The following is a 13042-nucleotide window of genomic DNA, read 5'->3' on the forward strand; positions in this document are numbered from 1 at the left end:
TCCATCCGTCCAAAATGACGGTTCCTCACCTCGCAACACCATAAAACTGCTTCACCCAAAAACATAACTTCAACCAAAAGGAATTACGGACACGACACAATCACGTCCGAAACTCCGCCGAAATAAAAAATATATCTTAGATCAAAATACGCACCATTTTTTTAGGTCTTCCCACCTGAGCAGAGACCTCTGTTCCGTTAAGTTCTGCATAGCCGCTGTCTAAAAACTTTTTTAAAACACGGCGAGCGCTTCTTTCACCGATTCCAAGACAGGCCGCGAGATCAGTGGAATCAAAAGTATCTTTATGAGATTTAGTCATAAGTGCTTTAATTTTATCCAAGTAGCTCGGGCTGATACCTATTTCACTGGACATCTTAAGGAACTTTGAATCAACAATATGAGTCTTGTATTTAAGCTCATCCTGCTCACCAATAGGGCCGCGAATATGCTGCCCTTCCACAATATAAAAACCGCCCTTGGGAAGTTTTATGGCATTATCTAAAGCTTTACGGGCTGACTTTTCAGCTTCAAAAGCTGTAGACCCGATACCTATGCCAGATGAAAAAATGATATTGCGATCCCTTCCCCATGCCAGCAAACGCCTGAAATGATCCCTATGAAGCGGACTTTCAATTATACCGCGAGTAGAAAATATAACGTATTCTTCGGTGCCGAAATTAAAAAGACTGCCCTGAATAGCACGTACATATTCAAGCAATTCCAGATAAAATATCCCGCCGTTTTTCATATCATCATACTGATTAATAGAATTGCGGGTGATGGATTTAAGTTTGACGAGCTGAATAGCTATGCCGGCAGAACGTAGATTGCGGGAATTAATTTTATCAACAAGCTTTTCGAGAGAATCACGAATCTGGAGAGTGCTGGCATAAAGCCTGAAAACAGGCAGCCCCTTCTCTTTCAATTCTTTATAAATATACCCGAACCCGGTGACGATGGCATCAGTCTGTCCGTTTTCATAAAGCTCTATATGACGATCAAGATAATCCTGTTCGCCGTGGTGAATCGCGAAAGGCATGGAATGGATATTTTCAAATTCAACACCGAACTCTTTGACAACCTCGGTAAGAATATCATCGCTGACAACATCAATGCTGACCTTGCCGGACTTTATTCCCCGGCGGAGCATTTCGGAAAGAACACGCAGCAGGCTGTAGCCTCCGCGCGGTATATGCCTATAAGGACGAGTTACGTCCCCGCGGGCTTTTGCGGCTTCCTGAACGCCTATACCTGTAAAAAGTATCCCTTTTGTTTCCCGCTGGCATTCTTCCAGAACTTCCCATGAATCGGCGATGCGCTCTCTGACATATGTGAGCAGGGTGATTTCAGGGCAGCAGCGACCGACAACTTCTTTGATAAGTTCAACTGAGTCGGAAGGGCCGATGCATCCTATTTTCATATGAGCCGCCTGCACTTTTAATCGTAATTTCGGCTATGTCACTAATGTGACCAAAATTTGGATAATACTGCACTGTCATAATTATTGTGTCAAGGGAGCTGGCTTCATTAAGTTGAAGGAAGTAACTTTTACATCATTTTAAATGTTTTGCTAAATATTCTTACAACAAATTAACTTTATCGCAAAATTATGCTTATCTTTTAACATACTCGTTAAAAAAACAAAGAACTCAATTTTCATTTAAAAACTCTAATATTCGATTATATGGCTTGATTCTTGACATAACCACGAAACAAGATCATTTAATAAAACCTAGCCTTAAGACCTAGCTTTTTCTAGAAGTATCTCTAATTATGGCGAACCTAGAAGAATGAAATCATTCTTTATTAGAATTACCCTTGTTAGAGGAATCTAGAAGGACGATGTAAATCGTCCTCAATTGTATTTTCTGAAATTCACGACCTCTGGGATGTTCCCAAAGGCCGGTTCCAACCTCTGGTAACATCCCAGAGGTCGTTGACCAAAGTAGGTTTTAAGGACTTTTCATGTTGCCACATTCTATCGTTACAGACCAAATTAGAAAAAACGAATGTTTTCTTCGACAAGATGCCTTAATTGTTTTTGTGTGTGGAAGAGCTCTCTCCGCCAGTGGATCAAAGCGCAAGCTGTTTCTTGACTATGCCCGCAAACACATTCAAGGATTTCATTTTTTATTAGCGGAAGATCTTTTCAAAGTAAGAGGGACAAGAGGAAGTGACTTACTAACAACAGAGAAGGATTTAGCTAATTACTCTGATTGCATAATAATTATTCTTGAAAGTGAAAGTGCTTTTGCTGAGCTAGGAGCTTTCGCCGTACTAGACGATTTATGTAAGATAATCCTACCTATCAACGATAAATCATTCGAAAAATCTGATTCTTTCATTAATTTAGGTCCTCTTGAAAAAATTGATTCATACAAAAAAGGTCTAGGCCCCACAATCCATGCAAATATGGACTCATTTGCCCATTGTTTTTCAGAGGTACAAACACGGCTGAATAAAATTCAAATGCGTAGACGAAAACGTCTAAAAATTAACGAATACTCTTCTTTTATTACTAATGACAAAGAACGCTTACTATTAATATATGACATTATTAATATATTTGCACCGATAAAGAAAAACGAGATTATAAACGTTTTTAAATCTATTTACGGATCTAAACGTTTTGACAAAATAAATTTCGACGTGCTTCTCCTGGTAACCTTGGGATTTATACAAGAATTTGATGGCTTCTATTTTTCTTCAAGACCAGGGCTAAGATTTATAGACTTTGCCACAGACAGTTATTTTCAACTAAAATCAGAAATTATTATACATTACAAAAAGAAAGACCCACAACGCCTTAGACTTCTAGGCAAGGTTTCAAGTGATGCCCGATAAATTAAACCTAGTTGGAAAATTATCATTTTTCCTTGGTGCATCTGAAGAAGACATCAAAACAAGCGCAAATTCTATGTCTCGCAAATATAAACAATACAAAATACCCAAAAAAAATGGCGGTAGCCGCACAATATTACATCCTTGCAGACCTTTAAAAGCTCTACAATATGCAATACACGAAGTATTACTTAACAAACTTGAAGTCCACCCTATAGCACATGCGTATGTTCCTAACCAAAAATCTCCACTCAAACAATCTGCAAAAGCTCACACTAACTATAAATACACAATTAGAATTGACTTTGAAAATTTTTTCCCTTCAATTCGCCCCGAAGATTTAGAATTACAAATTAATAAAAATTTTATATTATCAAAAACAGATAAATACTTGTTAAGAACAGTGCTTTTTTATCAAAAAAACAGAGGATCTCGTCCAATTTTACCCATCGGGGCTCCAACGTCTCCAACAATAAGCAATATAGTCATGTTCAATTTGGATGAGCTTCTCTTAAAAACATCAAAAGAACATGATCGAGATTCAGCTCTTACTCGCTATGCTGACGACATTTATTTTTCAACGAACATTAAAGGCTGTTGCAAACTTTTTTATGATGAAATTTTTCAACTTTTGAAAAGAATAGATTCGCCTAGACTTAAAATTAATACAAATAAAACTTTATTTTTATCCAAAGGAACGAAAAGGGTAGTCAACGGATTGTTCGTTACGCCAAATGGAAAAGTTTCCATAGGAAGAAAAAGAAAAACACAGATAAAATCATTAATCTACAAACACTCCCAAACAGCACTTATGGGAAAAGAACTCTTACAAACAAGAGGACTTCTGGCATTTATACAAGATTGCGAACCTGAATTTTACAACACACTTGCTCTGAAATATGGTGTTCACTTTTATTCAATAAAAGAATCATAAAAGAAAAGACAAAATCAACTCAGACCTGTTTCAATTTTAATCAAAAGAGCTTTAATATCCTCAGGTCTGGGAATATAGCCCCTTTGAAAAGCTGAGGCATGTATCCTTCCACGCATATGGTCACTCGCCCAGTGCTGTACCATCGGATGAAAAAAGTCAGGATTATTCAATACTATCTGTGCCTTGGCTACGCCGTCATCTTTAACTGCCTGAATCGAAAAATTTGTTTCGTGGATTTCATAATTATACAAAACCTGTGGAATAAGTTGGAATTTTGCACCGGCCATAAGACATTGCACCCAGTAATCCCAATCCTCATAACGGCTATTATCTTTGTATCTTATTCCGCTGTCCCATAATTTGCGACGATACATCGCGGCAGGTGATATTGTATTTTGAGTCCGTAAATGAGCCTGACTAAATTTAGGAAGACGCACTTCCCGTGAGCCGTCCAACTTGTTTTCCAAGTAGTCAGTATATACGAGATCAATTTCAGGATTCTGATCAAGAGTTTCGATACATGAGGGAATAAAATCAGGATGGAGAATGTCGTCAGGGTCGAGACAGATTAAATATTTACCTTTCGCGCGCTCGAGACCGTAATTACGGACAAAACCGGGTTTTCCAGTTCTAACCGGTGTCAAAATTTCAAATTTTTCACACTCAATCTTCTCGGCCCATTTCTGCGCCTGCTCAATGGAATCATCACTACTGCCGTCATCAACAAATAAAATTTCAACACCATCAAACGACATGGACTGCGCTATCAGAGAACTAAAGAACCTGTCTGCGAACCGTCCGTAATTATAATTCGGTATGATAATCGAAAGTAGTGTCATAGGTAGATCTTCCGGTACAGATTCTAATATTATTACTGCTGAATACTCACTCATGACACCACAGACTTACTTTCTAATAAACATTTTTGATTATCGCAATGAACAGAATAAAAAACATTCTGCAAAAATAATCTTTAACAAACCGGCAACAAGCTAAGACCGATATCGCCCGATCTTCAAAAAAAAAAGCCGCCCGAAGGCGGCTTTTATAATTCAATATTTTAATTACCTAAAGAGATTCAAATACTTTCCGTATCCCTTCTCTTCTAATTCTTCCTTCGGGATAAACTTTAAGGAAGCTGAGTTGATACAATAACGAAGTCCGGTTGGTGGTGGACCGTCCGGGAACACATGCCCCAGATGCGAATCAGCCGCTTTTGACCGCACTTCTGTACGCTTCGTAAATAAAGTATTATCTTCCCGTTCAACTACATTTTCCTTTTCAAGAGGGCGCGTAAAACTCGGCCAGCCTGTACCGGACTTGAATTTATCAGTTGAACTGAACAAAGGTTCCCCTGAAACCACATCAACGTAAATTCCAGATTTATGGTTATCCCAGTATTCATTGGTAAAAGCCGGTTCTGTTCCATCTTTGCGCGCAACCTTAAACTGAATAGGAGTAAGAGTCTTCTCAAGTTCATCATCACTTGGTCGTGTATAAACTCCACCCTGTGCAGGCGGATTAGCTACGCTAACCTCATCTCCCCAATGGTCCTTAATAAAAGAATCGCGACCTGAAAGAAATCTATACCAATTGTAACGCACCGGATTCTTCTTATAGTAATCCTGATGATACTCTTCTGCTTCAAAAAAGGCTGTAAACGGTATCAGCTTTGTTGCTACAGGATTAGCAAATCGTCCTGAGCCATCCAGTGCTACCAGCATCTTCCCTGCAATTTTCTTCTGATTCTCATCATGGTAGAAAATTGCTGAAGAATACTGCTTTCCCCGATCATTGAAGGAACCATCCGGGTCAGTCGGGTCATGATGTTTCAGGAATATATCCAGAATTTTCTCATAACTCACCTGTTGCGGATCAAAGTAAATCTGAACAGCTTCAAGGTGGCCCGTTGTGCCGGAGCTGACTTGCTCGTAAGATGGATTTTTTACATCTCCTCCGGCATATCCCGAGATTACCTTTTCAACTCCCGCGACTTTTTCCAGATCAGATTCCACGCACCAAAAACACCCGCCGGCAACTGTTGCTATGGCGAGCTCGGATTCATTATTCATTTTGGCCTCCACATCAATTACAGACCAGACAACAAAGAAACATAGGATGAATATTACTAGAAAAGAAATTCTGACGATGCTTAGTTTTTTAGTATCCATAATTTTCCCCTTATTAGTAATTATTCCTAACAAGAAAATAGTGTGGTTACACCGGATGTCAATGGGGAAATGAGAAAAGAACTGTCTTGTTACGACCTGTTTTTTTAGCTTCATAAAGAGCTTTGTCAGCCAGATTAATAACAACATTAATATCGCTGTCATCATCAGGGAAAAATGAAATACCGATAGATACAGTGATTTTCTCATGGAGCGATGATCCAAAGTGCATTTCCACACTCTCAAAAGCCTGACGTATACTCTCAGCCCGCTTCACAACAACATCTCGACTTACGCGTGACATTACCACCAAAAACTCTTCTCCGCCCATACGGCAGAGAATATCTTCATCGCGCACATGACTGAGCAAAATTTCTGCGACTCGCTTCAACACCTCATCTCCGGCCTCGTGACCATAGGTATCGTTAAAGCGTTTAAAGAAATCGATATCAATCATAACTACTGCTAAATGTTCATTATGCCGTACAACCCTCGAGACTTCCCGGTCCAGAGTTTCAAGCATATAACGTCTGTTATGAAGGCCGGTGAGGGAATCGCGCACGGACTGCTCCCGCAAATTCTCGCGTAGCTGAATATTGGATAAAGCCAATGAAAAATGTTCAGCAATAGTCACAACTAAACGCTGCCGCTGTTTCACGGTGCAATCCTTCATTTTATCATCAGCTAAACATTCACCCTGATTACAGACAACAAGCATCAATCCGATCAATTCTTCCTGATTACGCATTGGCACGCAAAGATAACAAGTTTCAACCGCACCAATAAAATGATCGCAATGAAGTCCATGTTCTTCCCGGTTTACATAATGAAATTTAGCCATACGAATCCCCCAGCACTCATCCGGTCGGAAAGTCTCTTTAAAAAGACCTTGCCTACCTCCCCAGTTAGTCTTGAGGATCAATGATTTTTTATCCTCACTAAGAAGGTAAAGAGCTCCCACATCAGTGGGAAATAATCGATTTGCATAATCCCGGATAATAAGCAGTGCTTCATCAGAAGAACTACAACGTTGCAGGTAGTCGCTGAACTCATTTAAGGTCGAAATTTCTTTATTTATTTTCTCTTGATCCTTAACCTGACTGGCTATTTTCATCGTACGATTCTGAACAGTTCTTTCCAGATTGGTGTTTACTTCAGCAAGTTCCCCTTCAACAACCTTTCTCTTGTGAATCTCACTGACAAGACGCAGGTTGAATCTGATCAGGCGTACTCCTAAAAATAACACCATCAAGATAAGTACAGATGAAATACACAGAACCAAATAAATAGTCCTTGTTGTTTTACCTAATCGGTTAAGAACCGTATTCTGAATATCGAGAACTTGATTATTGATAGCAAGCAAAGCATTCTTAAGGTCGCCGCTGACTCCTTCTGAATTATTAAGGCCAACCTCTTTCATATGCTCTACCAGTATACTGAAATCAGATTTATATTGCTTAATCTGAGCCAGAATTTCACCTTTAATTTGCAAATCAAGACCACTTCTCTGTACAGATTCTTTTAAAATATCGTAATTTTCATTGAACTTATCAACAAACATCATATCTTTATGAATAATAAATTTATTTTCATTGCGCCGGCAGGAAAGCAACATGGAAAGCAAATAATATTCCTTAAGACTTCCTAAAGTTTCTTCCGCAAAAACAGTGTCTCGATATAACGCCCCGCGTTCTCCACTCTCATCTGTCAAACCGATAACTATATACTTTTCTTTGTAAGCAACAAAAAGATCGCGATATTCCCGGATCTTGTTTTCCGCAGATTCAATTTCACTTTTAGTAAGCACATCGCTTTCCCCGGAAAGAAGCTCCAAATTATGAACAAGGTCGTCATAACTACGCAGAAAACCCTGCACGTGATCAATCTTCTTGGTATGCACAAAGGCATCCTGATAAGCCTGACAACGCACTGCGGCATTACTGATCTGGGAACTGTAGAATTGAGCTTTTGCGTAAGAGGCGTTTAGATAAACGGCGAGAAATAAAGCTCCGAGCAGTGCTACTGCCATGATCGAAGCAAACACAACAAGAACAATATTCTTATTAATATTTTTCATATAATATTAAATCGTTAAGATTTTGAAGTTCAGCGAACACTATGATTAGCATTTCGCTTTAAGAGACTTGCAGTTGATATTAACATATAAAATTTTAAAAAACTTTATTAATTATGCAGAAACCAGATAACTCAATCATCGTCACGATTCCGGACATCATTTCTCCATAAAACAAGGGGCGCACAACAACCAAGCCCTTCAAAAAGTTGACGACGGGCATCGTCTCCCTCAACAGGGTCCCCCATAAGACGACAGATATAACGATTTAGATTTTCATCCCAGAAAAGATCAGGACAACGGGCCATATAGCCATATTTCCTGTGTGAAACTTCACATGGATCTGAGAGACAGCACCATCCGCAACCGACGCATGGTTTAGTAGACACGGTAAGCACCGCCCTGGCAGGCAATGCTTAACATATACTCTCCTGAGACAATTGCAGCCCCGGAGTATAAGTGGATATTCAAAATAGACCTTTGAAAAAAGGTGGGGCAGTATCACGGGTCTCTAAAATTGCTTATGATGCGAGTATAAATAGGAATTAAACATACTGTAAAGTATAAGCCTGATAATACTGAATATAGCTACTCCTTTCCAATTCTGCGGATGGTTTTAAATTCCCCCTCGGACACAGGCATAACTGAAAGTCTTGAACCTTTTTTAAGAAGTTCCATCCCCTCAAGGCCGCTGACAGTTCGTAAAAATTTAAGAGGTAAAGGATTGGTAAACTTTTCCAAAAATTTAATATCCACCATAAACCAACGTGGATTTTCCTCAGAAGATTTAGGATCAAAATGCGGATCATCAATGTTCCATGCAGTATGGTCAGGATAGCTTTCTCTGACCACCTCAGCGATTCCGACGACAGAAGGATTCGTAATACTATGATAAAAAAGAACCATGTCCCCCAGTTCCATATCATCCCGCATAAAATTACGGGCTTGATAATTACGAACTCCGTCCCATGAAGTTATCTGATCTTCGGCAGCAATAAGATCGTCAATGGAAAAACATCCCGGTTCAGACTTCATAAGCCAGTATTTAGTCATCATACTCTCCTTTATTTTCAGACGGACCATGGACAAAAGCGGACATTCAATCTCTAATTTACCACAAAATTGAAATATTTATCAGGATAAGGTTCGTTGTCCAGAGTAAAATGCCACCACTCTTCTTTGAGTGGTTTAAAACTGTGGTTTATCATTAATTGACGTAAAAAAGCCCTGTTCGCTCTGATCTGTACATCCATACTGTCATTCTCAGGCCAAGAGGCAGGACCAAAAAAATCAAATATGGTTCCCATATCAAGCTCAGATCCGGTACTCTTATCTGCAATCGTCAAGTCAACAGTTGACCCTCGTGAATGACCTGATTTTTTAGCAATATAGCCATCACGAAACAGATTCTTCTTATCTACCGAGGGATAAAAAATAGATTTCATGCGGGTATCGGATACATTTCGTCCCCAGCGCACAAAATGGTCCACCGCCCGTTGAGGACGATACCCATCAAAAATTTTAAGAGTTAACCCAAAAGGAACCAGTTCAGACTGAACTTTGGTCAACTCCTTTGCTGCCCGAACAGTCAAAACAATACGAGGAGACAAATAACCGTCAATCTGCTCACCTACAAAATTATTTTCTGTAAAATAACGAGCATCATACACAGCTTCGGGTATTATTTCGTCAACATAACAAAAACCTTCGGGAAGTTGCCCGGCCAAAACTGAACCGGATACCACCACCCCCAAAAGTACGGAAATAAAAATAAAAGCCAAAGAATCTATAAAGATGTTAACAACTTTCATATTGGTGAACCTCTTTCCTTTTTACGTCGCCAAACAGATTGTAGCGCAGAATTGTATACTGGTGTATTAAGTAAATATAAAGCCTTTCCGTGTAGCGCAAAAAAACTAAACAGTGGAATTCAATGACTGACGATATAAACACCAATTATAGGATTCATAAACTTGAAGCATCTCTTGCGCAAAGTGAAAATCATTTCCGTTTACTTTTTGATTCAGTTGAAGATGCTATTTTTATGTTTGAAGTTCTTCCGAATGGAACGAGAGGCCTCATTCGCGATGTAAATGAAGCCGCGTGTAAACGCTTGGGATATACCAGAGATGAATTTCTAAAAATGACTGTTGAAGAGTTCAGCTTTACAGAAACAGGACAACCCAGCCCAAGTTTATTTGAAACTTTTGCTCAAGAACAAAAAACTCTGTTTGAATTAATTCATATTGCTAAAGATAAAAGAAAAATCCCTGTTGAAATCAGCGCCCGAAGATTCGACTATGAAGGAACCCCCATGATCCTCTCTATTGTGAGGGATATTTCAGCTAGAAAAGAAGTTGAGCAATCACAAAAAACATACTTAAAACAGCTTGAGTCAGAGGTTGCGGAAAGAACCGGAGAACTCGAGCGGATTAATGAGCAGCTAAAAAACCAAGTGAAAGAACTTGAACATTCCCGTCACATCCAGACAGTTTTATATGAAATAATCAGTCACGCACAGTCCTCCGACAATCTAAACGAACTCTTACAATCGATACACAAGATAATGATTAAGGAGCTTCACGCAGATAATTTTTTTGTAGCCTTAATTGATAATGATCAGGATTCTCTGAAATTTGAATACTGTGTTGATAAAACGACTCCGCACTGCTCCACCATTGAGAATATCAGTCGTCTGGGAGGCAAAAGGTTAAGTCTCTTACCAATTAGACGTAGTGAAACTGTTCATATGTCCAAAACACAAATTATGCGATTAATAGATAGAGGCATAATTGAAGTTTGCGGTGTTATACCGGAAGTATGGCTTGGTGTTCCTTTGCGTATCCGGGGTATCCCTATCGGTGTTTTGGTTATTCAGGATTATGATACTCCAAGTTCTTATTCCAGCGAAGATTTGCAGCTTTTTGCGGCCTGCTCTGACCAGATTGCCTTAGCGATTGAACGCAAGAATCATGATGATTTATCTAAATCAGCACGCGATATTTTCCAGAACATTCCCTCCGGACTTTTCATTTATCAATATACAAAACCTGATTCATTAAAACTGTTAGACGCAAACCCTGCTGCGGAAAAAATTACCGGAATTACGTTGAAAAACTGGATAGGGCATGAATTCTTAGACATCTGGCCCGGTTTTGACGCACAAGAAATTTTTAAACAATTCCTTTCCCCCTTAAAAACCGGCAAAGATTTTACCTCCAATGAAGTCCTCTATAAAGATAAAAAGCTATCCGGAGCATATCGAGTACGTACCTTCCTACTCCAAAACGACAAACTTGGTATTGCGTTTGAAGACACTACTGAGCAAAAACGTGCTGAACTTTCAATTCGTGAAAGTGAAGAACATTATCGAGCTTTCTTCGAAGATAACCACTCTGTCATGTATATTCTGGATACTGCTGACGGTAAAATTCTCGATACGAACAAGGCCGCCGAAGCTTATTACGGATACTCCCGCGAAGAACTTCTTACAATGAAGATTTCCGACATAAACAGCTTATCGGAAAAACAAGTTAAGAAGATTATCAAAAAAGTAACAGAGAAAACGATCTCGAATATAATAGGACGACATAGACTGGCTAACGGTGAATACCGAAACGTTGAAATTTTTTCCGGACCTTTTGAAGTCAGAGGCAGAACCAGATTAATCTCAATTATTCATGATATTACCGAACGGTTGAAAAATGAGGCTGAACTTTCAGAAGCAAAAGAAGCGGCTGAATCAGCCAACAGGGCAAAGGATGAATTTCTTGCAAACATAAGCCATGAAATAAGAACTCCACTCAATGGGGTCATGGGAATGCTGCAACTGCTACAGATTGCACAGCTGAATAAAGAAGAACAATCCTGTGTTGATACAGCCCTTCAATCTTCCAGAAACCTGCTCAGAGTATTGAACGACGTTCTTGATTTCACAAAAATTGAAGCCGGCAAAATGGATATTTACGAGGAACCTTTTGAGCTGACGGAACTTATCAAGCAGTGTCTCGATTTATTTAAAATTCAAGCGGAAGAAAAAGAACTGCAGTTAATATCCAACATCGATTCGAGCACACAGAATTACTATGTTGGAGACGAAGGCAGAATCCGGCAGATTTTATTTAATCTAGTCGGAAATGCAATAAAATTCACAGAATACGGTTCAATAACAATAAGTGTTTTTTCACTTCCTCACCCAACCCCCGGCAAGCATCGACTATTTTTCTCAATTGAAGATACCGGGGTTGGAATACCAGACGACAAAATCGAACACATTTTTGATTCTTTCACACAAGTGGACGGCTCATTATCAAGGAAATACCAGGGAGCAGGTTTAGGACTCTCCATAGTTAAAAGGCTGGTAAACCTGATAGGCGGTAACATTTCGCTTCAAAGCGAAGTCGGAATGGGAACCACAATACTTTTCTGCGTGCATGTAGAAATGCACGAACCTCCGGTTTCTTTACAAGCGGAGGTCACTAAAGAAATAATTAGAAACAAACCCTTGCACATTCTTCTGGTTGAAGATGAAAAGGTTAACAGACTCATGGCTCTGAGATTTCTTGAAAAAATGGGACACAGTGTCGTTTGTGCTGAAAATGGAGAAATGTGCCTTGAAGAACTTCGCAAGCAAACATTCGATGCGATTTTAATGGACATCCAGATGCCGGTAATGAACGGGCTTGAAGCCACTCATCTAATCAGAACATCTAAAGAATTTAATATGAATCGCTCCGTCCCGATAATAGCCCTGACAGCACATGCAACAAATAATGATAGAAATATCGCAATTCAAACTGGAATGAACGAATATATAAGTAAACCTTTTGAATGGGAACTACTCAAAAAAACACTATATGAAGTCACAAGCTAGATTAGGAGAATCCGCTTTTCTTGACATATTCTCATCCTTAGATAACTAATTGCTTTGAAGTAAAAGTAAGAATCATTGTCATATGTTGCTGTCGATATTTTTATTTCAAATAATCATTTTCAAAAAGAGTTTAAAATCGCATCCTTTTTGAC

Annotated in this window: 10 protein-coding genes; 3 read left to right on the plus strand and 7 right to left on the minus strand. The window is 39.2% G+C overall.

The genetic code is table 11. The features are described from left to right. Positions 1-136: 136 nt before the first annotated feature. Positions 137-1420, minus strand: a complete 1284-nt coding sequence (locus tag BLT41_RS08230) for a hypothetical protein (protein ID WP_092160019.1) — start codon at positions 1418-1420, stop codon at positions 137-139. A 545-nt stretch (positions 1421-1965) separates the two neighbouring features. On the opposite strand from BLT41_RS08230, the gene BLT41_RS08235 reads away from it, so the two are divergent. Beyond that, complete coding sequence (locus BLT41_RS08235; RefSeq protein WP_092160021.1) at positions 1966-2844, plus strand: retron St85 family effector protein; 879 nt, start codon at positions 1966-1968, stop codon at positions 2842-2844. Continuing rightward, positions 2834-3775 (plus strand): retron St85 family RNA-directed DNA polymerase, encoded by a 942-nt coding sequence (locus tag BLT41_RS08240; protein WP_092160028.1) that lies wholly within the window; start codon positions 2834-2836, stop codon positions 3773-3775. Before BLT41_RS08235 ends, BLT41_RS08240 begins: the two co-directional genes overlap by 11 nt. Positions 3776-3789: 14 nt before the next feature. Here BLT41_RS08240 and BLT41_RS08245 read toward each other — a convergent pair whose 3' ends face one another. The 6 genes from BLT41_RS08245 to BLT41_RS08270 form a co-directional block, all read right to left on the minus strand. Beyond that, positions 3790-4668: a glycosyltransferase family 2 protein gene (locus BLT41_RS08245; RefSeq protein WP_244512228.1), complete on the minus strand. Its 879-nt coding sequence runs from the start codon at positions 4666-4668 to the stop codon at positions 3790-3792. Positions 4669-4839: 171 nt separating this feature from the next. Further along, positions 4840-5847 (minus strand): peptide-methionine (R)-S-oxide reductase MsrB, encoded by a 1008-nt coding sequence (msrB, locus tag BLT41_RS08250; protein WP_244512237.1) that lies wholly within the window; start codon positions 5845-5847, stop codon positions 4840-4842. Positions 5848-6004: 157 nt separating this feature from the next. After that, the gene (locus BLT41_RS08255) at positions 6005-8020 is read right to left on the minus strand and encodes a sensor domain-containing diguanylate cyclase (RefSeq protein WP_092160040.1); all 2016 of its coding nucleotides are present in this window, start codon (positions 8018-8020) and stop codon (positions 6005-6007) included. Between the two features lie 131 nt (positions 8021-8151). Continuing rightward, positions 8152-8406 carry a hypothetical protein gene (locus tag BLT41_RS08260; protein ID WP_170830339.1) on the minus strand — a complete coding sequence of 85 codons (255 nt, stop codon included), beginning with the start codon at positions 8404-8406 and terminating at the stop codon, positions 8152-8154. A gap of 199 nt (positions 8407-8605) precedes the next feature. After that, on the minus strand, positions 8606-9070 hold the full coding sequence (locus BLT41_RS08265; RefSeq protein ID WP_092160044.1) for an EVE domain-containing protein: 465 nt from the start codon (positions 9068-9070) through the stop codon (positions 8606-8608). Between the two features lie 53 nt (positions 9071-9123). Further along, positions 9124-9828, minus strand: a complete 705-nt coding sequence (locus BLT41_RS08270; protein ID WP_092160046.1) for a M15 family metallopeptidase — start codon at positions 9826-9828, stop codon at positions 9124-9126. A 122-nt stretch (positions 9829-9950) separates the two neighbouring features. On the opposite strand from BLT41_RS08270, the gene BLT41_RS08275 reads away from it, so the two are divergent. Continuing rightward, on the plus strand, positions 9951-12890 hold the full coding sequence (locus BLT41_RS08275) for a PAS domain S-box protein (protein ID WP_092160048.1): 2940 nt from the start codon (positions 9951-9953) through the stop codon (positions 12888-12890). Positions 12891-13042 lie beyond the last annotated feature (152 nt).

It is taken from the genome of Maridesulfovibrio ferrireducens (assembly GCF_900101105.1).
In the GTDB taxonomy this organism is placed as follows: domain Bacteria; phylum Desulfobacterota; class Desulfovibrionia; order Desulfovibrionales; family Desulfovibrionaceae; genus Maridesulfovibrio; species Maridesulfovibrio ferrireducens.

Bases quoted from the DNA above. Each gene is read 5' to 3' on its own strand.
- BLT41_RS08275 (WP_092160048.1), top strand. From the start codon at position 9,951: ATGACTGACGATATAAACACCAATTATAGGATTCATAAACTTGAAGCA.
- BLT41_RS08230 (WP_092160019.1), bottom strand. From the start codon at position 1,420: ATGAAAATAGGATGCATCGGCCCTTCCGACTCAGTTGAACTTATCAAA.
- BLT41_RS08235 (WP_092160021.1), top strand. From the start codon at position 1,966: ATGTTGCCACATTCTATCGTTACAGACCAAATTAGAAAAAACGAATGT.
- BLT41_RS08245 (WP_244512228.1), bottom strand. From the start codon at position 4,668: ATGAGTGAGTATTCAGCAGTAATAATATTAGAATCTGTACCGGAAGAT.
- BLT41_RS08255 (WP_092160040.1), bottom strand. From the start codon at position 8,020: ATGAAAAATATTAATAAGAATATTGTTCTTGTTGTGTTTGCTTCGATC.
- BLT41_RS08270 (WP_092160046.1), bottom strand. From the start codon at position 9,828: ATGAAAGTTGTTAACATCTTTATAGATTCTTTGGCTTTTATTTTTATT.
- msrB (WP_244512237.1), bottom strand. From the start codon at position 5,847: ATGAATAATGAATCCGAGCTCGCCATAGCAACAGTTGCCGGCGGGTGT.
- BLT41_RS08240 (WP_092160028.1), top strand. From the start codon at position 2,834: ATGCCCGATAAATTAAACCTAGTTGGAAAATTATCATTTTTCCTTGGT.
- BLT41_RS08265 (WP_092160044.1), bottom strand. From the start codon at position 9,070: ATGACTAAATACTGGCTTATGAAGTCTGAACCGGGATGTTTTTCCATT.